The organism is Streptococcus sp. 1032, assembly GCF_013277015.1.
Classification (GTDB): domain Bacteria; phylum Bacillota; class Bacilli; order Lactobacillales; family Streptococcaceae; genus Streptococcus.
Window position 1 is genome coordinate 237,417 of the sequence record NZ_VMMD01000015.1, and the last position, 23,234, is coordinate 260,650.

Genomic DNA, 23,234 nt, shown 5'->3' on the forward strand with positions numbered 1-23,234 from the left:
CGGGCTTTTTTGAAAAAATTCTAGCGATTTCCAGAACGTAACTGAGCATTAAGACAATAACTACCTCACCTTATCATGCCGAAATTATCGGATTTTATCAGAATTAAAACCCCATAAAATCGGGCTTTTTTGAAGAATAGAGTGAATTGGAACTAGAACAGTACACTTCGACTACTAAAACATTGCTAGAAATTAATTTGACTTTCCTAATCAATTTGTTCAAATCTTATTTCAATCTACTATAAAAAAACACAAGCCTAAGCCTGCGGAAACATTATCTATTCTAAATAGTCTTTTTCTGTTATGACTCTTAATCTAGTAGAATAATTCTGGAATGTTGAGAATTTAAAGCGTTTAGGATCTTCAAGTTTGTTTCTATCGTTCATTTCTAAAGCACGGTTATAGTCTATAATAGCTTTCACTAACTTATTGATTATAGCTTTATCATTATCCATTACTTTATAATAATCTTCGACTTTCCGAAGGCGAAAAGTGGTATTTAGTAAATAACTTTTATCTTCTAAAATCAATGTTTTACCAATATCTAATCCTTCAACATATCCTTCTTTTGCTGAATTTCTAAGCTTATACTTCAATTGATACTTTTTAGGAATGTAACTTCTAAATGGAATCAAGAAAGTTAGCCCCTGTATTTTGACAACAGTTACCGCAAATCCCCTTCCTTTATTCATTACTTTCTTCGTCTTAAAGTCATAGTCCATCGCTTGAATAAGGTCGTAATCCTTGCACATTTTTAAATCAATTTGACCTAATTTTAATTTTTTGCTTTTCATTTCTATTCCCTAGATAAAAAGCTCACTAAAAAGTGAGCAACATTTCCAATGAGATACTTCTGTTGACGAGCGCGTCTCTCCGCCCCCTCATTGCCTCACGAAAAGGCTAGACGAATCGAAAGGAGGTGAGTTTTCCTGTTTTCAATTCTACTTATTCTTACACATTTTTTTAATTTTGTCAAACAAAAAAACGCAAGCCTAAGCCTGCGGTGAGTGTAATCTATTTTGAAATTTTTAAATAAAAAAGGAGCATTTAAGCCCCTCCTTTGAAATAACGGACCCTTTGGCTGGTCGGTGTACCCAGCATCTCAGATACCCTTTTGCAAGGTGTGGCAGGAACCTTTCTGCCCTCAAATGTCTTTCGTTAATGTTATTCTAGCACTATCTAATTTTTTGTCAAGTTTTCTCAATCTACCAGACTTGATACGTATTAGCTACACGCTCAACAAATTTATACTCTTCGAAAATCTCTTCAAACCTCCTCAGCTTCCATCTGAAACCTCAAAACAGTGTTTTGAGCAACCTACAGCTAGCTTCCTAGTTTGCTCTTTGATTTTCATTGAGTATTAAAAAACTCTCTTATCTGAAACCATCACAAAAAAACACTTGTTTTACTAATTTTAAGTGTACCACAATACCTCCAATTGCTAATCGATAGAATTGCTCTTAGGAAACATTCCCTTTCTGCTATTTTAGCATAAGTTTGTCTAACTGTGGCATTTGAAACTAGATAATTCTTCTGTTTCACGCGAAACACCCTGCGCCAAGCAAGGTGTTCTTGTTTTTTATGTCGTATAAATCGTTGAAGCTGTCGCAATGGTATGCCATTGGTTGGCTGTTGTAGCTGCGAAGTCCTTGTCTGCGTAGAAGTCGTTAAATGGCAGAATTTCCACTTCTAACTCGTCGATACGGTCAAGCTGCCCAGCCAGATAAGCCTCGATACGGCTTTCTGCTCGTTTGATGCGTTGCAAGAGTCCGCCCATACGGATGTCAACTGTATCCAAGCCAAAGACCTTGTTTTCCTTCAGCCATTGATGGCTAAAGAGGGCATGGAAGTGTTCGATCGCGCTTCTGAGTTCTGGTAATTCTTGTCTTGCGATTTCTTGCAGACTTTCTTTATCATCTGCTTGATAGGCTTGACGAATGCGTCGTCCCACATCGACTTTGCTACTTAAAATCTGGTTCAACTGAGCCTGAGTTTCAAAGAGGTAAGAGTAAGCACCAGCTTTTTCTTTGATTTCAGCAAGTGTCTCAGCAGACTGAGCAAAGTGCGATTTGTCCTGTTCAGGTGTCATGTGTCGGTCAAGAATGGGACAGAGAACATCCTGATAAAAGACATAGCGGTTGGGATTGATACCACTGAGATTATCTGGCAGGTCTGGCAAGAGGTTGGCAAGGTCAATCTGCATAAAATCTTCAACCGATAGACCAGTATTGGTCTGAAAGTGAGCAGACAAACGGTCTAGGTCATTGCGATAGCTTAGTTCGGCCCAAATTTGCAGACTTGGTAGGATAGAAAACTGGGCTGTTTCCCCACCATTGTCTCCCCAACCAGTCACGATGACTTCTTTGATGTCATTGGCACGGCAGGCTTTATTGGCCTCGATAGCCACTAGACGGCTAAAATGGTTGTGAGGTGTAAAGCCAATCCACTTCCAAGCTCCCCCTGCAAAGGCAAGGTCATGGCTAATCCTGTGGTGGTTGCGGAAGTTGCGATTGTATTTTTCCTCGCTATCCTGGTAATAATCCCAGTAAACCAAGGTCACACGGTCTTTGAGACGGTCTAGGTAGACACGAGTTTCTTCTGGAATTTCCACATCACGGTCGTACTGGCCATCCGCTGACATGAGCTTGAAGAACATATCGCTCCACATCTGACAGTGGAAACCATACTTGTCAGCAATATCCAGCACGCGCTCCAAGTGTTGGCACATAAGGAGACTACGATCTACCACACCATTCAAAATCAAGTAGCGTCCCAAACCAACCAAGTGGGCTTCGTCCATCCCGATATTGACCTTACGTGTTTGTAGCTTAGACAGAGTGGCAAACATGCCATCAATCAGGTCATAAACCTTTTCTTCGCCGATAAGGAGGATATCCTCCACATCACGGAGCTCCTGCACTTCTTTGACACCCCATTTAACGAAGGCTGACAAGTGGGCCAAGGTCTGGATACAAGGCACAAAGGTCATATCAAACTGCTGGGCGTAGGCTTCTATTTCCTGCAACTCCTCAGCCGAATAAGCCCCACGGAAATAACCAAAGTAAGGCTGTCCTTCAATCTGGTAGGTATCTTCCATGTAGAGCTCAAAGGTTGAGTAGCCCATGAGAGCCAAGACCTCAACCATCTGCTTGGCAGAAGCCACATTCAGCACCGCATTTCGAGAACAGTCTGCCATGTAGGCTAAATCTTCATAAGCTGCTTGTTCTTCAATCTCTACTTTATCACCTTCTGCTAGAGCTGTTACCAACAAGGACAAGGCACGATAAAGTTGGTGAGGTTTGCGGTAAGTTAGTTGATAGTGTCCACCCTCACCCTTGATAGAGATAGAGGCTTGATCAGACTGAGCGATAGCTACCTCTACATCTGGTAGCGAAATGTGCTTTTGAAGCAACTCTATAGCTTGATGTTGTTTACTGCTAATTCCTGTAAATTTTACCATTGGTTTTCCTCCTGTAACCAGTTGACAAAGGCACCGTAGAGATTAGCATCTGCATGATAGGTGCAGGCTTGGATAACGGGTGCGACCGTGTATTCTTCGTAGGTATCGACAAAGTCTTCAACAGCTTCCTTGACACCTTGGATAAAATCTGGATTTTGACTGATAGAGCCTCCCAGACTGATGACATCTGGATCGATCAGATACTGGATATTAAGCAAACCTTGCGCCAAATTGCGGTTCATGCGCTCAATGGCTTCTTGGCAAAGGGCATTTCCTGCTTCGGCCTCTTGGTAAATCTTGCGACCGTCCCAGTCAGTCTGACCAGATTTTTCAATCACGTATCTCACCATATTGCCAGTTGATGCTAGTTGCGACCAGTTGTTGAGCTTTTCAGCAGGGGCAAGGGTGGTCATGTAGCCAAATTCTCCACCCAGGCCGTGGCGACCTCGGTGCAGTCTGCCATTGATAATCATGGCTCCGCCAATCCCTGTCCCAATCACGACACAGGCTGCATTTTCAAGTTCTGGATGAGCCAGTAATTCACTGAGTCCAACGCAGTTGGCATCATTTTCCAGATGGACAGGTAGTTGATGATTAGCAAGCGCCTCATACCAAGAAAATCCGTGAATGTAGGGCACCGCACTGAAGCCATCAATCACACCTGTCTCTTGATTGACCGCGCCTGGAACGCTCATAGCAATCCCGCTATAATCCTGCTCTGACAAGCGTTGGTCTAACCAAGCTAGTAAATCCTCCAAGTTTTCAGGCGTTGGAATGCTTGTCTTATCCAGTATTTTCCCATCAGAAGTCAGACTGGCAAACTTAATCCCAGTCCCTCCGATATCAATCGTTGCAATGGTCATTGTTTTTACCATAAAAAGGGGCAAATCAGCAGTTAGTTCTTACCTTTTCGCCCCTCCTTTCTTTTTATGTTTACTTTTTGAAATTAAATTTCTTCTTTTTTGATGAATTCTGTACGAATCTCTTGTGGTGAAATGAGGCCTCTATGAACTGGGTATGGTCGTTCAAGTAGGTCAAGAATGGTTTGTTGATGTTCTGATATGCGCACATTTTCTTGACTCATATTATAGTAACGGAGGACATAGCCTTCTTCATTTTCCGCCACTTTAAAGGCTGTTGGACAGATTTGCGGTATGCTGAGAACAGAATGGCTCAAGAGGCTACCAGTCGCAGCCACGCTTCCTTCTTGTCTAGCAAGCTGAAGGCTGGTAAATGGTGTCTGCAAGGCTTTGGCGCGACGATAGGCTGAGAAGCGTTCTTGGGCTTGGTGGCATTCAAGAGCAAACTCGACTTCAAACTCACGCAAGCATTGTGCTTCTGGTGTTGGGAAATAACCCCAGTCACCTAGCTCACCTGACGCACGCAGAATAGTCACTGCAATGGTGTCGTCTCCAAGGATTTCGTATTCATTCAACCCCTTGTTGGATACAGTCACACCTTTTTCATCGTCATACAGACTAACAAAGGCTTGTTGGTGTTGAGGATTTTCAGGATTTTCCCATGAAGCTGCTGGTTTGTTTGGTCGTGTCACCACCTCATAGATGCTTTCAGAATCATTGCTTGGACGCGTGTTGTGAGTCTTGACCAAGAGACGGATACGGTGGTCTTTGGCAGTGTTAGTAAAGCGAGTCTTGCAACGGATTTGTGGATTGTCGACAAAGACAGTCATCTCAGTTTCCAGAGGAATGCTTGTCAATTCTTCTGAACGTCCAGCATCACGCTTCATAAACTCGATGATGCCTTTTTGCTCTTCTTCTAGTTTTTCATCCGCACTGACAGGCACAGTCAATTCATGTTTGAGCAAAATTTTAGCATAGCGAGCTGTGTTTTCCAAGACCTCGTAGCCCTTAAGCTCTGCATAGATAGGCTCTGTTCCTTTTGGTTGGAAATAGATATACTCGTTTCCGATGTCACCACGGTCCTCAAAACGGATAAAATCTTCATAGGATTCGTGAGTTGTCTTGTCATAAACTGTGATATTGTCATCCACACTCACCCTTATAAATGGCGTATCAATCAATCCGTTTTTGTAAATACCCTCACGGTGTTCTTGCTCTCCTTCCAGCAATTGGAAAGTTGTCCAAGAAAGCGGCGCTAGGTGAACTGGAATGGTCACGCGCACTTGTCGAGCAATACGAGCTTGGCGGAACTTGTCTTTTGGTAAATCGTACTCAAAATTAGCTCCAAGGTCTTCGATTTTAGCCTCTACAGGACGCCCATCCAAATCCTCCACACGGTAGCTTGGCAAGGTAAGAGCAGCCATCTTCTTGTAGCCTTCCGTTGGGTGTAATTCCTTGAAATCACAAACCGCAACATCAATCACTGTGCTGACAGTATCAACCTTATCATGCAAGCCTGTGTTAATAACCGTAAAGAGATAATCACTTTGAGCCTTAGCTGTAGCGATTTTACCCTTCCATTCGTTAAGAAGATTGCTCTTAACAAAGTTTCCTACTTGGTTGACCTTGGCAAAACGAGTTTCCATCTCTCGGTGAACTTCATCCACGCTACAGCCACAGATACTATCATGTGGCGCATTCTGCAAAAGAGTTTTCCAAGCATAGGTCAACTGGTCCTTATGGTTATGACCCCCAGTGATAATAGTCAAGGGTTCTACAACTTGCTCTAGGAGGTTGCTATTTTCTTGGAAGGCTTGTTTGAGATAAATACGAGATGAAGAAGTGTTGGCAAGTGTGTACCAGCCGTCTGTTTCCTGACTGGTCAACTCACCTGTAACCGTTGACAATTGCTCTGGTAGAGCACCTTCCACGGCTTGGACATATTCATCAAAAGAACTATGAACAAAGGTTACATCTGGGAAGAGTTCATTTGCCACACGAATGGCTTCGCTCAGATTTTTCTGTACAGGCTGGTGATCACATCCGTTCATCATCAACCATTGGTTGGTCGAAGCGTAGTCACGCACGTCTGCCAGTTTTTGTTTCCAGAAGGTCAAGGCCTCGTCTTTATCAACTGGAATTTCATTCCCATTACTGTACCAGTTGGCAAAGAGGATACCGAGGACACGACTTCCGTCCGCACCCTGCCAGTACATTTCTGAAAACTGGGAAGTAAACTGCTCATCTTCGAGGACTTGGTTGTCAAATCCAATCGGTTTCACACCACGACCAAAGGCTGCCACATGAATGCCTGATTTTTGAAGGATTTGAGGCGCTTGCCCCATATTTCCAAAAGTATCTGGGAAGTAACCAATCTGGGTTGATTTGCCCCATTTTGCACATTCTGCTTGACCAATAAGGGTATTGCGGACATTAGCTTCACTTGAAATCAAGTAATCATCCTGCAAAATGTAAAAGGGACCAATCTTGAGTTTGCCTTGGTCGATGTACCGTTGGACTTTGTCGCGATTTTCAGGGCGAATTTCCAAGTAGTCATCAAGGACAATGGTTTGTCCATCTAAATGGAAACTCTTGAACTCAGGGTCATTTTCAAAGAGAACAAAAAGATTGTCAAACAATTCCACCAACTGCATACGGTGGCTTTCAAAAGGCAAGTACCACTCACGGTCCCAGTGACTATGTGAGATAATATGTACGACAACATTTTCCATGAAGTAAAACCTCATTCTAAATTTAAATTTTTATTGTTAACGTTTTAAATGTAAATTTGTGATTCTTTCCAAGAATCAGTTGCGCTAATACTCAATGAAAATCAAAGTGCAAACTAGAAAGCTAGCCGCAGGTTGCTCAAAGCACTGCTTTGAGGTTGCAGATAAAGCTGACGTAGTTTGAAGAGATTTTCTAAGAGTATAAAGCACGCTCCTTAACGAATATCCAGGTAATCCAAGACCAACTCACAGAACATCATATTAGCCCAAGAGAACCATTCACGAGAATAGAGAGTTGGGTCATCCACGTGGAAGCTTTCGTGCATAACACCTGTACCACCATCGCAAGCAACCAGCTGATCCAGCAAGAATTTTTTCTCTGCCTTATCTCTTGTTGTCAAGCCTTGGATAGAAAGGGCAATGGGCCAGATATAGCGATAGAAGGTATGGGAACTTCCGAGGCCACTAGCGTATTCTCCTTGGTAGAAGTAGGGATTTTCAGGGCTCAGAATGGTACGACGAGTTGCTTGATAAACCTCATCGTTGACATCGCAGTAGCCCAGATAAGGCGCAGCCAACAAACTTGGTACATTTGGATCATCCATAATACTAGCATTTCCTAGACCATCCACTTCAAAAGCGTAAATCTTTTCACCCTTGCTATTACTTGTGTAGGCGTAGTTTTCAATTCCTTCTTGGATTTCATCCTGAAGACGCTTAGCGTCTGTGATAACACTCTCGCTATCAGCTAGATTCAATGCTGTAAAGATTTCTTGCACATACCCCAAGACCACTACAGCAAACATATTTGACGGAATCAAGTAACTATACTGACAGCAATCATCACTCGGACGAAAGGCTGACCAGGTCATGCCTGTCACTGCAAAATCAGGGCCAAAGCCATCATTTACCAAGGTGTCTTCCTTGCGGTCCGTATCTCGGACAAAACGATAAGGAGAGTTCTTGTGGTCTTGTTCCACCGTCCAAAGATGGAGAATTTCCTTAGTCGCTGCGACAAAAGTCTCATCAAACTGACTAGTCTCGCCAGTCTCTTTCCAGAGGAGATAAGCCAACTGCAAAGGATAGCAAAGCGAGTCCACCTCATACTTGCGTTCCCAAATCCAGCCATTAAGGTCTGTGTGGTCAGTCTCGTGGTGGCCCTTCCAGTTTTCCTCAATGTTGAAGGAGTTGGCATAAGGATCCTTGAGTACCAAGGTCATCTGACGTTTGACCAAACCTGCAATGGTCTGACGCAGGAGGGCATCTCTTTTAGCCACATGCAGGTAGGGTCTGAGTTGAGCTGTCGAATCCCGAAGCCACATAGCAGGAATATCTCCTGTGAGCACAAAGGTTGAACCATCTTCAAGGATTTCAACCGTATTGTCCAAGGTGTCGGTGTAGCAACGCTCGAAAACATCCACCCACTCTGGATGGTCCTTAGCCCGCTCTGCCACTTCATCTAGCCATTCTCTAACAATTTCTTTTGAATAAATCATCGTGCAGTATCCTCTTTCAAACAAGTTTCATTTTCAGTATATAGCTTTTGAGACAGAAAATACATACACAAATGATAGTCATTTTTCTACAAAATAGTTATCTTTGAAACTCCTTTTCTAAAGGCCCCATTTTTCTGATATAATGTAGAAAAACAGCTAAAGGAAAGACTATGAAACCACTACTTGAAACCATCGATACCCGCTTTGGTACTGCCAGCAAGCATGCCTTTTCTCGGGGAAATACCCTGCCATACACAGGCCTTCCTTTTGGAATGAATTACTTTGTACCCCAGACCAGTGACCAGGAGGGCTCTTGGTTTTTCGATCCGCATTTGCCTATCTTTCAGGGGATTCGACTAACCCACCAGCCTAGTCCTTGGATTGGCGACTACTCTTGGCTCCTTCTGACACCTGTCACCGGTCAACTGGGTGGAGACAGCCTCTTTCACCGCCAATCTTCCTATGACATAGATAAGGCCTCTTTCAAACCTCATTATCTGAAGATTTTCTCCCTGCGCTATCAGATTGAAACCCAGCTCACACCGACTTGCTACGGTGCTTCTATTCGTTTGGAGCAAAAACAAGGCAAAGCCCTCTCCCTCTACCTTCACGCAGCAGATGAACTGACAGTGGAGCAGGTAGATAAGCGAACTCTGGCCTTGAGACAAGAAGGAAAAACTGAGACTAACAAAAATCCGCTAAAACTATTCACTGCCATGCAAATGAATACGGATATTCTTGCTGTCAGCCAAGAAGGGGGAGACTGGCGAATTGACCTGGAAGATAGCCATGCAGAGATTCAACTAGGCACTTCTTTCATCTCCCCTTCTCAAGCACTGCTTAATCTACCTCAAGAAGATTTTGATAACTGTAAAACAAATGCCCAAGCGGATTGGAAAAATCTCCTCCATCGTTTTGACGTTATAGAGACAGGAGAGACTGACCGAACCTTCTTTGACCACTGCCTCTACAGACTCTTCCTCTTTCCTCAGACTTTTTATGAGGTTGATGAATCAGGGCAAGCCAGCCACATAGATCTGGCTACTGGTTCTGTCAAGCCCGGTGTCCTCTTTAGCAACAATGGTTTCTGGGATACCTTCCGTACCACATTCCCCCTCTTTGCCCTTGTCATACCGGAACACTATCGTCTCTTTTTAGAAGGTTTTCTCAATAGCTACCGCGATACTGGATTCCTTCCAAAATGGCTGGCCCCAGATGAACGTGGCATGATGCCAGGTACCCTGCTAGATGGCATTATCGCAGATAGCGCCTGCAAGAACATGGCTCCCGACTTGGAAGCAGAACTCCTCCAAGCCATGCTTGAAACAGCCAGCAAATCTGACCCTCTCGGCATCAATGGTCGCCACGGACTAACCCAATACCAAGAACTAGGCTACCTCTCTACTGACCACCACGAAAGCGTCAGCCATACTCTAGACTATGCCTATAGTGACTTTTGTATCGCCAGCTGTGCCGAAAAACTCGGAAAAACAAACATCGCAGAAACTTATAGAACTGCGTCACAAAATTACCGCCATCTATTTGATGCTGAGACAGGTTACATGCGAGCGCGAGACAATCAAGGAAACTTCCGTCCTGACTTCTCTCCCTATAGTTGGGGACGAGACTACGCTGAATGCTCTGCCATTCAAGCGACTTTAGGTGTCCTCCACGACATCTCAGACTTAATCCAGCTTATGGGTGGAAAAGAAACCTTCAGCAACTATCTTTTGAAAACCTGTCAAGATGCTCCCCTCTTTGAAACAACAGGCTATGGTTACGAGATTCACGAAATGAGCGAGATGACTACTGCTCCTTTTGGGCAACTCGCCATTTCTAACCAACCTAGCTTCCACATTCCTTATCTCTTCCGTTACAGTAACTACCCTGACTACACTGCCCTTCTTATCAAGACCTTACGTCAAAAAGCCTTTCACCCAAGCTGGCAAGCCTATCCTGGCGATGAAGACAATGGTAGTCTCTCTGCTTGGTACATCTGGTCAGCTCTCGGATTTTATCCGACATGTCCAGGAAAATCAAGCTATGATCTCGGAATCCCTCTCTTTGACCACCTCCGTATTTACCTAGCTAAAGAAAATAAATGGCTAGATATTCATACTGAGCAAAACCACAGCCACTTCAACTTTGTCAAAGAATGTCTACTAGATAAGACCTCTATAACTAGCCTTCAACACCAAGACCTCCTAAAAGCTGAACAGTTAACCTTTACCCTTAGCTGGTTACCAAGCCAGCCGTCCACTTCCTGAAATACAAAAATCTCCTAGCAGACTTTCCTGCTAGGAGATTTTCTTATGAGAGGTATTTGTTTAATACTCAATGAAAATCAAAGAGCAAACTAGGAAGCTAGCCGTAGACTGTACTTGAGTACGGCAAGGCGAAGCTAACGCGGTTTGAATTTGATTTTCGAAGAGTTTAAGCTTTGAAAATCGGATTTATCATCTGATAATTATCAAACAATCTACCAATTAAGCTTCTTCGTCTTCTTTACGACGACGGCCTGCAAGACCAAGACCAAGTAAGGCACTTGCGGCAGCTGCTACCATAGCTACAGTAGAATCTGCTGTACCTGTATTTGGCAATTCTTTAGCTGCTTTACGCGCATTTGCTGCTTCTTGGCTAGCATTAGCTGCTGCTTGAGTAGTAGCTGGAGCTACAGCTGGTGCTTGAGCAGCTTGGTCCTTAGCTGGAGTTGCATGATCAGTTGATGGAGCAACTTTCGCCATGAAGTCTTCGATACGTTTAACCATTGCATCCACTTCTGCTTGACTTGCGTCTGCATTAGCAAATACTTTCTTAGCATCTGCTAATAAGTCATTCGCTTCTTTTGCAGTTTCTGCATCAAGCTTAGCTGATTCTTTAATGATCAATTCATCTAATTGATGGATAGCACCTTCTAACTTAGCTTTATCCACTTTTGCGTCAGTGTTATTAGCTGCGTTATTGCCAGAAGTTCCGTTACCGTTACCACTGTTATTGCCTCCACCATTTGATGGTACATATGGACGTTGTTTGAATGCATCATCTCTTGGAATTGCTAATACTTGGCCTTCTTTTGTAACGATTGTTACATTTCCAGCTTTATCAATGTTAATAGCTAATTCTTTCTTACCATCTTTTTCGACTGTTGCATTACCATCTTTGTCGATTGTAATTTTCACTTTAGAATCTTTAGATGTGTAAACTGTGTTTCCATCTTTATCTGTTGATTTAATGTAAGCATCAAGATCGAATTCTTCTACATTTGTGATAGCACCTAGAACTTTGAATTGGAATTTCGCTTTTTCTTCTGGAGTAATATTAGCAAGGTCTGCTACCGTTACTTTACTCAAGTCGAAATCAAGATTATTACCACCGTTTTTAGCTTTCGCTTCTTCTGCATTCTTCACTAGTTGTTCTTTAGAAATTGTTGCTGTAGAACCGTCTGGCATTGTTACTGTTGCGTTTCCTTTATCGTCTACTACTACAGTTGCGCCTGGGTTGACTGCTTCAATTGATTTCTTAACAGCGTCTTTTTCGTCTTTTGTTAAGTTTTCTTTATTTCCAACTAATGTACGGATAGCTGGTGTTTTCACTTTAGCGTTCTTAGCTTCGTCAGCTAATTTTTCTGCTGGGATGACTAAGTCTGAAGCTGGAATGTTAAGAACTGTGCCATCACCTTTGGTTACTGTTGCGTTTCCTTTATCGTCTACGACTACAGTTGAACCTGGGTTGACTGCTTCTACAGCTTTCTTAACAGCTTCTTTTTCAGCATCTTTAAGTTTCTCTGAATCTGCTACTACAGTCTTAGCTGCTGGTGTGTTCGCATCGTTACCACCATTTGGTTTCGTAGCATCATCTTCAACTTTCACTAAGTCTGTTGATGGGATAACTGAAACATTACCATCTTTAACTACTGTTGCATTTCCTTGGTCGTCTACGACTACAGTTGCGCCTGGATTTGCTGCTTTAACTTTATCTTCGATGGCTTTCTTCTCAGCTTCAGTTAAGGCATTTGGATTTGCGACTTTTGTCTTAGAGGCTGGTGTAACTGCATTGTCTTTAGCTTTTCCATCGTTCACATCTTTTTCAGATTTTGTTAAATCTGATGCTGGGATAACTGCTGTATTTCCGTTTGGAAGAGTTACTGTCGCATTTCCTTGGTCGTCTACGACTACAGTTGAACCTGGATTTACGGCTGCTACTTTAGCTGCAATTGCATCTTTCTCATCTTGTGTTAATGAGTCTGGATTTGCCACTACAGTCTTATCGGCTGGTTTAACGATGTCGTTTCCTGCGTTTGGTTTAGCTGCGTCTGATGCTGATTTAGTTAAGTCTGATGCTGGGATTACAACTGGTTTTCCATCTTTAGGTGTAACTGTTGCATTTCCTTGGTCGTCTACTACTACAGTCGCATCTGGATTTACAGCTTTAACTTTAGCAACAATTGCATCTTTCTCATCTTGTGTTAATGAGTCTGGATTTGCTACTACAGTCTTATCTGCTGGTTTAACAACGTCATTTCCTGCGTTTGGTTCTTTAGCCGAATCTGCTGTCTTAGTTAAATCTTTCGCTGGAATTACTGCTACTTTACCATCTTTAGTTGTTACTGTTGCGTTGCCTTGGTCGTCTACTACTACAGTTGCTCCTGGATTTACAGCTTTAACTTTGTCTTCGATTGCTTTCTTAGATGCTTCTAAGTCATTTGGATCCAAGACTGTCTTATCTGCTGGTGTGTTGACATCGTTTCCTGCGTTTGGCTTAGCGGCTTCTGCTGCTGTTTTCACTAAATCTTTCGCTGGGATAACCACTGTCTTACCATCTTTAGTTGTTACTGTTGCATTTCCTTGGTCATCAACAACTACAGTTTTAGCTTCTGGATTCACAGATTTAACTTTAGCTGCGATTGCATCTTGCTCGTCTTTTGTTAATGATTCTGGATCTTCTACAACTGTCTTGTCAGCTGGTTTAACGACGTCGTTACCTGCGTTTGGTTCTTTAGCTGAATCTGCTGTCTTAGTTAATGCCGCCGCTGGAATGACCGCTGTCTTACCATTTACTGTTACTGTTGCGTTTCCTTTGTCATCTACTGCTACAGTTGCACCAGGGTTAACTTCTGCTACTTTAGCTGCGATTGCTTTTTTCTCATCTTCCGTTAATGGTTTAGTAGAATCAACCGCTACTTTATCAGCTGGTGTGTTGACATTGTTTCCTGCATTTGGTTTCGCTGCTTCTTCTGGAGTTTTCACTAAATCAGCCGCTGGAATTGTTGCAACTTCTCCATCTTTAGTTGTTACCGTTGCATTTCCTTTGTCGTCAAATGCCACCTTAGCTTCTGGATTTACCGCTTTGATTGCTTCTGTAATCTTAGCTTTATCCTCGTCTGATAAATGATCTGGATCGCTTACAACTACTTTATCTGCTGGTGTGTTAACTTTGTTTCCTGCATTTGGTTGTTTCGCTTCTTCTTGACTTGTTACTAAATCTGCCGCTGGAATTGTTGCAGTTTCCGTATTACCATCTTTATCTTCTATAGTTACCGTTGCATTTCCTTTATCATCTACGAAGATCGCTTTTGCATCTGGATTTACTGCTTTAATCTTAGCTTCAATCGCTTTTTTCTCTTCTTGAGATAATGGTTTAGTTGGATCAGCTACTACTACTTTATCAGCTGGTTTGTTAATGTTATTTCCAGCTTTTGCATTTTTAGCTTCTTCTGGAGTTTTCACTAAATCTTTTGCTGGAATTACAAAGCTTCTACCATCTTCTGTAGTTATCGTTGCATTTCCATTGTCATCAACAACCACCGTTGAACCTGGATTCACTTCCTCAACAGCTTTCTTAATAGCTTCTTTATCCAAGTTAGCTGGATCTGTTACTAACACTTTGTCAACAGGTTTCTTAATTAAATCTTGTTTCTCAGGTTTTAATAGATCTGCTTTTGGTTTCGCTAAGGCTTCTACAGGGATTGTTGCGATGTCTCCATTTGCATTCTTAACAGTCGCATTTCCTTTTGCATCAAATACTACTGTTGCTCCTGGGTTAACTTCTAAGATGTTTTTCTCAATTTCTTGAATATCTTCCGCTGTTAATTTATCTCTATCTTTCACTAACACTCTGTCTGCTGGTGAATTGATTTTATTTCCTGCATTCACTTTAGCTTTATCAGCGTCAGTCTTCGTTAAATCAGCTACTGGAATTGTTGCAGTTTTACCTTCTGGTGTTGTTACTGTCGCATTTCCATTTTCATCTACAAATACTGTTGAACCTGGATTTACTCGTTGAACCTTAGCAGCGATTTTAGCTTTAACATCATCCGTGATTTGTCCATCTTTAACAAATACGCCGTCTGCTGGTTTGTTAATAACGTTACCTGCTTTTGGATCGCTTAATACTTCATCATCAGTTTTCACTAAATCATCCGCTGGAATTACTGCTGTTTTTCCGTCTGGTGTTGTTACTGTTGCGTTTCCTTTTGCATCAACTACTACAGTTGCTCCTGGGTTAACTTCTTCAACTTTAGCTTTAATAGCTTTACGGTCTTCATCAGTTAAGGCATCTTTATTAGCAACTACTGTTTGATCGATAGGTTTCTTAACTGGATTTTGTTTAGCTGGATCTAATAGATCTTTTTCAGCATTTGATTTCACTAAGTCACTTACAGGGATTGTCGCTGTAGCCATAGTACCGTCTTCATTCGGTACTGTTACTGTTGCGTTTCCTGCTTCGTCAAATACAACTTTAGTTCCTTCAGGGTTTACCGCTTGAATCGCTGCAGTAATCTTAGCTTTTTCAGCATCAGTTAATTCAGCTGGATTTGCTACTACTGTTCTTTCAGCTGGAGTATTTACTTTGTTTCCTGCTGATGGAGTTTCTTTAGCTGCTGGATCTTTCAATAAGTCATCTACAGAAATCGTTGCTGTGTTTCCTTCTGGAGTCGTTACTGTTGCGTTTCCTTGGTCATCAACAAAGACAGTAGCACCTGGGTTTACTGCTTCTACAGCTTTTTGGATTTTAGCTTTAACTTCATCTTTATTCGGTCCAACTAAATCTGCCGCCGCTGCTGCTACTTTATCCGCTGGCTTGTTGATGTTATTTCCTGCTTTTGCACCATCAACTTCTTGTGGAGATTTCACTAAGTCTTCTTTGGCGATTACTACAGTTTTTCCTTCTGGAGTTGTTACTGTTGCATTTCCTTCGTCATCAACTACGATAGTTGTCTTCGGATCTCTATTTACCTTAGCAATTTCTGCTTTGATTGCATCTTTTTCAGCTGGAGTTAATTTACCTGCTTTCTTAACAAGTGTTTTGTCTGCTGGTTTCTTAACTTCATCTTGTTTGTCTGGGTTCCTTAAGTCAGCTGCATCTTTTGCTAAATCAGATGCTGGAATTGTTGCTACAGCTCCATCTTTTGTTGTGACTGTTGCGTTTCCTTTTTCGTCAAATGCAACTGTTGCACCTGGATTAACTTTCAGGATTTCTGCTCTAATCTTATCTTCATCAGCCTTGATATTAGCAGGATCTGTTACAACCACTTTCGTTGCTGGAGTGTTGACTTTGTTTCCTGCATTTACTTCATCTTTAGCTGCTGGATCTTTGATAAGATCTTCAACAGGAATTGTTGCTGTCTTACCGTCTGGAGTCGTTACAGTTGCATTTCCTTGGTCGTCTACGAATACTTTTGAACCTTCTGGGTTCACTGCTTCTACAGCCGCTTTGATTTTAGCTTTAACGTCTGCTTTCTTCGCATCATCAGCTAAATCAGCTTTTGTTGCTGCTACTTTGTCGGCTGGTTTGTTGACGTTGTTTCCTGCTTTTTCATCTTTAGCTTCTTCTGGAGATTTCACTGAGTCAGTTACTGGAATTGTTGCTGTTTGTCCGTCTGGTGTAACTACTGTTGCATTTCCTTTTGCATCAACTACTACTGTTGCACCTGGGTTTACTGCTGCTACTTTAGCTTTGATTGCTGCGATATTTTCAGGAGTTAAGGCATCTTTAGCAGCAACTACTTTGTCTGCTGGTTTGTTGATGTTGTTTCCTGCTTTAGCAGTTTCTTTGTCAGCTTCTTTCTTCACTAAGTCAGCTTTTGGAATCACTACAGTTTTACCTTCTGGTGTTGTTACTGTTGCATTTCCTTTGTCATCAACTACTACAGTAGAATCTAGATTTACTGCTTCAACTGCTGCTTTAATAGCGTCTTTAGCTTCTTGTGGTAAATCTTTATCAGCTGCTACTAGTGCTGGATCAACTACTACTTTATCTGCTGGTTTGTTTACAGCATCTTGTTTCGCTGGGTCAGCTAAGTCAGCTTTAGCTTTTACTAAATCGCTCGCTGGGATTGTTGCCACAGCTCCGTCTTTCGTTGTTACTGTTGCATTTCCTTTTTCATCTACAACAACTGTTGCATCTGGATTTACTGCTTGAATTTTAGCTTTAATAGCGTCTGTAACTTCTTGTGGTAATGGTGCATCTGTACTGTCCACCACTACTCTATCAGCTGGAGTGTTTACTTGGTTTCCACCAGTTACATTGTCTTTATCCGCATCTGATTTGACTAAATCTGCCACTGGAATTGTCGCAGTTTTACCATCTTTAGTTGTTACAGTCGCATTTCCGTTGTCATCTACTACTACTGTAGCATCTGGGTTCACTGCTTCAACTGCTGCTTTAATTCGAGCAAGTTCAGGATCTGTTAATTGTGTACTGTCAGCAACACGTACTCTGTCAGCTGGGTTGTTGATGTTGTTACCAGCTTTGGCAGTTGATGTTTCATTAGGTTTTTTAATTAAATCATCTGCGTCAATAACTGCTGTTTTACCTTCTGGTGTTGTTACAACTGCGTTTCCTTGGTCGTCAACTACTACAACTGCACCTGGGTTTACGGCTTCTACTTTCGCCTTAATCACGTCTTTTACTTTAGTACGTTCTTCTGGGCTTAATGCTGCAATATCTTCTACAACTGTTTGGGCATTCGGTTTGTTGATGTCATCTCCACCGTTTGCTTTCTTAGCGTCTTCTTCTGTCTTGAATAAGTCACCTGCTGGAATTGTCGCAATTGTTCCATCTTTAAGAACTACTGTTGCATTTCCTTCAGCGTCATATTTAACCTTAGCATCTTCACCATTCAATTTTTTCAGTTTTTCAGTTGCTTTTGCTTGAAGATCTGCATTTGTTGCATCTCCAACCAACTTATCAGCTGGCTTACGAACTCCTGCATTACCTGAATCATCTTTTGCTGCATCTGCTAATGTACGTACTAATTCTGATGCTGGGAATCCTGCTGTATTTCCTTCTGGTGTTGAAACCGTTACTGTACCATTGTCATCAATTGTCACAACAGCATTAGGGTTTACTTCACGAACAGCTTTTTTGATGTTTTCTTTATCTGCATCTGTCAAACTTTCAGGATTTCCAACAATCACTTTATCCGTTGGACGGTTGATGTTGTTGCCACCACCTGCAGTATCTAAAGCATTTACATCTTTTGTTAGGTCTGTTTGTTTTAATGTTTCAGGTGCTTGCTTCCCTGGTAAGGTTACTTCAGCACTTCCATCATCCTTAACAACTACCGTCGTTCCAGGAGGGTTTACTGCTTTAATAGCATCTTCTAGTTTTTTCCGTTCATCCTCATTTAAGGCTGTTGGATTTTCAGCAATTACCTTGTTCGCTGGTAAACGAGCAGAGTTGATGGCTTTAATCGCTGCTTCTGCTGATTTCTTAGCGTTATCAACATCGGCATTTTTCTTAGCACCATCGATTGCCTCTTCCGAAGCTTTCTTAACAGCATCTACCTCAGCTTGAAGTTTTGCTCTAGCTTCTTCAGTCAAGGCTGCGTCTTGAGCAATTTCTTGCTTTTTAGCAGCGGCTGTAGTTTCTACCGCTGTTTTAGCTGCTGGTTTTTTAGCAGCAGGTTTAGTAACACCCTCTACCTGTGTTTTTCCAGTATCGCCTGCTGTATCGATTTTACCTTGCTCTTGTGTAGCTGCTTCAGGCGTTTCTGCATTATCATTTTTATCCTTAATTTCAGCTTTCTTAGCATCAGCAAGTTTTTTAGCTTCTGCCTTCGCTTCTGCCTTTTCTTCCTCTGTTAGGTCAGTGCGGGCATCCATTTCTGCTTCTTTAGCTTTTAAAGCTTCATCGATTTTGTCTAATGCTGCTTGTTTACCGATTGGGTTGATTTTAGCAACTTCTTTGGTTCCTTCAGCTTGTTTTTCATTTACAGTAGTTTGAGCTGCTGTTGCCGCAGCTGCTGTTTCTGCTGTTGCTGGTTGTTTTTCGATTTCAGCAAGGGCGGCGGCTGCCTTGTCTTCAGCATCTTTTTTAGCTTTTTCCTTCTCGGCTTGTGTTAAGCTATCATTGTTCGCAATAGCATCCTTCTTAGCTTCCAAAGTCTTAGCGATTTCTTCTTTAGCTTTTTCTTTACCGATTGGATTTACTTTCGCTACAGCACCAGTACCTTCATCTTTACCTGCAGTTATATCTGCTGCATTTGTTGCATCAGCGATTTTTTCTAATGCTGCGTCTTTATCTTTATTAACTTCAGCAATAGCTTTTTCTTTTTCAGCTGGTGTTAACTTATCGTTACCATTGATAGCTGCGATTTGTTCTGTCGCTTTGTTAGTAACCGCATCAATAGCTGGTTGTTTATCTAATTTCACAACTTTCTCTACAGGAATTGTATCTTTAGAATCATCTTGATAAGTTACTACTAAGTTCGTACCCTCTTGAACAAGATCTTTTACAACCTTCTTAGCATTTTCAGCTTCTACTGCTTTTCCTTTTTTATCTTCTAAGTTCTTATCTTCATTTTTCTTAGAGTATTCTAATGGAAGATTTTCTTTAACAGTTGCTAAGTCTTCAGGAGTCAATGTTGCAGTATTACTTACAACAGTTTTGTTAGCGTCGTCTAATTCTTTAACATCATATTTTGCTGTTTGAGCTTTTAGTTTGATAGTGAATGAACCTGGGTCAGTTGCATATGAACTACCTTTAGCAACATTATGGATTTCTTTACCATCTGTATCTGTCGCAGTTGCATAACGAGTTACAATTTTAAGTTCTTGATTTGCTTCTTTAGGGAATTTGCTCTCGGCAATTCCAGAGTTATCTTTTGAAATATTACCTTTAATTTTTACAATAGCAGGACTTTCTGCTGTTGCTACTGTTTCAGTAGAAATTTTTTCAACTGTTGTATTGTACTCATTATCTAAAATATCAGGATTAGATTCATCTTTAGCTGGCGAATCCTGATTCCCACCACGTTTAATTGTAGCAGATGCTACTTTTCCTGAATCATCTGTAAATTTAATAGGAATTTCAAAATCTTCGTTCGCATACACGTAAACATCTTTTTTACCGTCTACAGAATAAGGGATTGTTACTTCTGGAGCATTGTTTGTACGTGCAAAATCAGTCAATGGTCTAGTGTCTGTTGAACCATCTTTATAGGTTACAACTACATTGTTATCAACTTTTTTAATGCTTGTGATACGGTCTGCTTGTTTTTCTACAGCTTGACCTTTTTTATCAGCCAGACGAGCATCGATGTTGTTTTTAGAGTATTCAATCTTAATCTTATCTTTGATTTTATTAAATTCTGCATCACTCACATCTGACGCGTCATCCACTGCTACTTTATCAGCTTCTGCTGGTGTTTGAATGTCATACTTTTGAGTTTGTGGTTTCAATACAACTTCAAATGCTCCTGGGTCTGTTTGGAACGAATTACCTCGAGCAGTATTTTTAATTATTGCATTATCTAAGTCAGCCGCTGTTGCATATCGCTTACCTAACACTAAACCTTTAGTTCTGGCTGTTTCTAATTGTTTATTTGTTAGCTTACCTCCAGGCATTCCTGAATAACTAATAATTGCCGGTGAATCTTCTGTTGCTGTTGTTTCAGCATCGATAAAGTTCGCAGTGTATCCCCACTCAACATCTACTTTATTTTCTTCACCTTCTACTTTATTAAATGCATTATTCCCGCCTTGAACTACTGCAGCACTCTTGATCTTACCTGAGTCATCTTTGAATTTAATATCAAATGAATTTTCTTCTCCTCCATAAACATAAACCTGCTTTGTTGCAGCATCAGAGAATGGAATTTCGACTGTTGGTGCGTTATTGGTACGTGCCACATCAGAAATTGAAGCTGTGTCTGTTGAATCATCGTTATAGGTTACAGTGATAGTTTGTCCATTTACTTCAATACTTTTCACTACAGAAGCTTGATTATCTAAATCTTGACCTTTTTTAGATTCTAGTCTAGCATCTTGGCTAGTTGTAGAATATCCAATTTTGATTTGGTCTTTAATTTTCTGAATATCAGTTTCCGTTAAGTTGTTAATATCTGAAACACCAATTTTATTCGCATTGTTTTCTGGTTGCTGGATGCTGTATTTGTATGTTTGAGATTTAACAACCATTTTGAAGTAACCTGGATTAGATGAGTTTGTACCACCTGATATTTTGTCTCCATCTTCATCAACAATATGTAAATATCTATCCCCTAATACTGCATTTTGATTTTCTTGTTTAGTATATCCAACTTTAGGATTTGTTTTAAATGTCTCATTTGGTTTTCCTGTTACACGTACTGTTACTGGTCCTGTTGTTGGACTTGTAATTGAACTGTACGACCATCCGAAACCATCTGTTTCTACTGGTTTAATAGGCGAAGATATAGGTCTTCCATCTAAATACTGACCACTTCCTTTTTTAACTGTCACTTCTTTTAGTTTTTTACCAGTTGTTGAATTTACAGAAATCTCAATGTCTGTATCTTCTTCGTTATAAGCATAGACTTCTTTTGTAGCATCATCAGAAAATTCTACAGTATAGCTAATATTCCCTTCAGTTCTTGTGAATGGTCTATGATTTTTATCAGTTGCTTCTGTACGGAAAGCATTCTCTTTATCAATCTCTTTATCGTTACGTGGGTCGTTTAAACCTGTGTTTTCGATTGCGTTAGATTCTGATTTTTTCTCAGTGTTTTCTGCTTTTTTACCTACAGTTGGTTGTCCGTTAGTAGTATCTACTTTCGGAGCGTCTTTTGAATCTTTTGGTTTGTTTTTTAATTTTGAGCTTACTGTAGTGACAAGGTTTCTGTAAGCTACGTTCAATTCATCTTGACTAGTTGCAGAAGCGAGTACAGACTCAGCAGAAGCCAATTCACCATTCAAAAGAGCAAGGCTCTCCTCTGTTTTATTAGCATACGTACCTGCAGAAAGTTTTGATTTAACTTCTGAAATGTAGTTTTCAAGTTGCTTTTTGTCCAAAGCTGGAGTTGTTACTTCTGGTGCAGCTGGTTTTGCTGGTTCTTCTACGACTGGTTGTGCTGCTGGAGTTGATTGGGCATCAGAAGCTGGTGCTACTACCGAAGCACTTTCTGCTTCTTGTGGTCCCTCATGTTCAGAGGCTAGCCCTGGAGCTGCTAGAGATGTCTCTTGTTTGCTTAACTCATTAGCTGATACAGCTCCATTTCCCAAGAACATGAACAGGGCAGCAACTGCTACACTGGCTGCTCCAAAACTATATTTACGGATTGAGTAACGTGTGACTTTTTCACGGTGCGAGCGTTCAACACGACTCATAGGCGATTTTTTCTCCACTTATTGTGTTCTCCTTAAAAATATTTTTTATGTCCATATCTACATGCAAAGATTCCTCGCCATGGGCGAGGTTTTGCATATGATACTTTACTTCTTCATTGTACATGATAAGTGATATATATGCAAACTAAATGCTCATCAAATTTACTAAAAAAAAAAACATTTTCAGACAATTTTTACAATTCGTTCGTTTTTATAATCAAAATTATGAATTTTTTAACTTTAAAATCAGGAAAATGCTTTAATTTTCTATATATTGTTATATTTCCTTGAAAACTAAAATTCGGAAATGAATTTGAATAAATTCTTTTTATTTTGAAAAGCAGATAACTTTGATACCTAAAAGGAACTATTCTTGTTTTTTTGAACAAAATATTCGTAAAATAAATATACAAGGATTTTTAGGTTTTTGGCTTTTTTTCTTCCAAAAATAGAACCTGTCAGTTAAATGCTCAGATTCTCTGATAGCTTTCTAGCAGAGCCCAACAGAACCAGACCCTATCTCTCATATGCACTATTCTCTTAAAATTCAAAGGCTAAACACGCCAGAGTCGCCTCACCGTAGAAATATGACTGACTTCCACATCCTAATTACGACCTAAAAGTATTAGCATTCTCTGGCTGGTCTGCCTGTTGCAACTAACAACTAAAGCTAAAATAAAACATGCTACCTCATTTTGGCAACATGTCATCTGTTCCTATTTACAGCAATGCCTCAAACTCAGCCACAGTCATGCCTAATTGCTGACTGGCAATCTCAGGTGTCAGAAGACCTTGACGAACTAGATTTGCTAACATCGCGAAACCACCTTCAGCTCGACCACGCTCCTCCGCTTGTTCCAAGGCATAGTCCTGTGCTAACAAGGCTTGTTCTTCACGCATACGTAGTTGACTAAACATTTTCCTGTCCTCCTCGGACCAGCTCTTGTAGTCTAGCAGTTGGTCTGCTTGGCTGATGGCTCGCTCAGGTTGTTGGGTAAAGGGTTTGTTGCCGAAAAACTCTAACCACGGCTTGCGAACCTCGTCTTTGCTGGTTTCTCTGTATTTTTTTAATTCCAAGAACGCCATCTTGACCAGATGGT

7 protein-coding genes and 1 pseudogene are annotated in these 23,234 nt (G+C 41.1%); 1 reads left to right on the plus strand and 7 read right to left on the minus strand.

All coding sequences use genetic code 11. From position 1 onward, the window contains the following. Nucleotides 1-278: 278 nt before the first annotated feature. From HT711_RS05785 to HT711_RS05805, 5 genes are all read right to left on the minus strand, one after another. Nucleotides 279-794, minus strand: a complete 516-nt coding sequence (locus tag HT711_RS05785; RefSeq protein WP_138704747.1) for a hypothetical protein — start codon at nt 792-794, stop codon at nt 279-281. Nucleotides 795-1,579: 785 nt separating this feature from the next. Next, nucleotides 1,580-3,460 carry a beta-N-acetylhexosaminidase gene (locus HT711_RS05790; RefSeq protein WP_173249825.1) on the minus strand — a complete coding sequence of 627 codons (1,881 nt, stop codon included), beginning with the start codon at nt 3,458-3,460 and terminating at the stop codon, nt 1,580-1,582. Beyond that, nucleotides 3,454-4,323: an ROK family protein gene (locus HT711_RS05795; protein ID WP_173249826.1), complete on the minus strand. Its 870-nt coding sequence runs from the start codon at nt 4,321-4,323 to the stop codon at nt 3,454-3,456. Before HT711_RS05795 ends, HT711_RS05790 begins: the two co-directional genes overlap by 7 nt. An 83-nt stretch (nt 4,324-4,406) precedes the next feature. After that, nucleotides 4,407-7,052 carry an alpha-mannosidase gene (locus HT711_RS05800; RefSeq protein ID WP_173249827.1) on the minus strand — a complete coding sequence of 882 codons (2,646 nt, stop codon included), beginning with the start codon at nt 7,050-7,052 and terminating at the stop codon, nt 4,407-4,409. Nucleotides 7,053-7,264: 212 nt separating this feature from the next. Beyond that, the gene (locus HT711_RS05805; protein ID WP_173249828.1) at nt 7,265-8,545 is read right to left on the minus strand and encodes a glycoside hydrolase family 125 protein; all 1,281 of its coding nucleotides are present in this window, start codon (nt 8,543-8,545) and stop codon (nt 7,265-7,267) included. Between the two features lie 170 nt (nt 8,546-8,715). Between HT711_RS05805 and HT711_RS05810 the strand changes: the two genes are divergently transcribed. Further along, on the plus strand, nt 8,716-10,812 hold the full coding sequence (locus HT711_RS05810; protein WP_173249829.1) for a GH92 family glycosyl hydrolase: 2,097 nt from the start codon (nt 8,716-8,718) through the stop codon (nt 10,810-10,812). 219 nt (nt 10,813-11,031) lie between these two features. Here the strand turns inward: HT711_RS05810 and HT711_RS05815 are convergent, their stop codons facing one another. Further along, a complete protein-coding gene (locus HT711_RS05815) occupies nt 11,032-22,152 on the minus strand; it encodes a DUF1542 domain-containing protein (RefSeq protein ID WP_173249830.1) in 11,121 nt (3,706 codons plus the stop codon). A 702-nt stretch (nt 22,153-22,854) separates the two neighbouring features. Beyond that, nucleotides 22,855-23,234 (minus strand): annotated as a pseudogene (locus tag HT711_RS11050) (hypothetical protein); the annotation flags it as partial.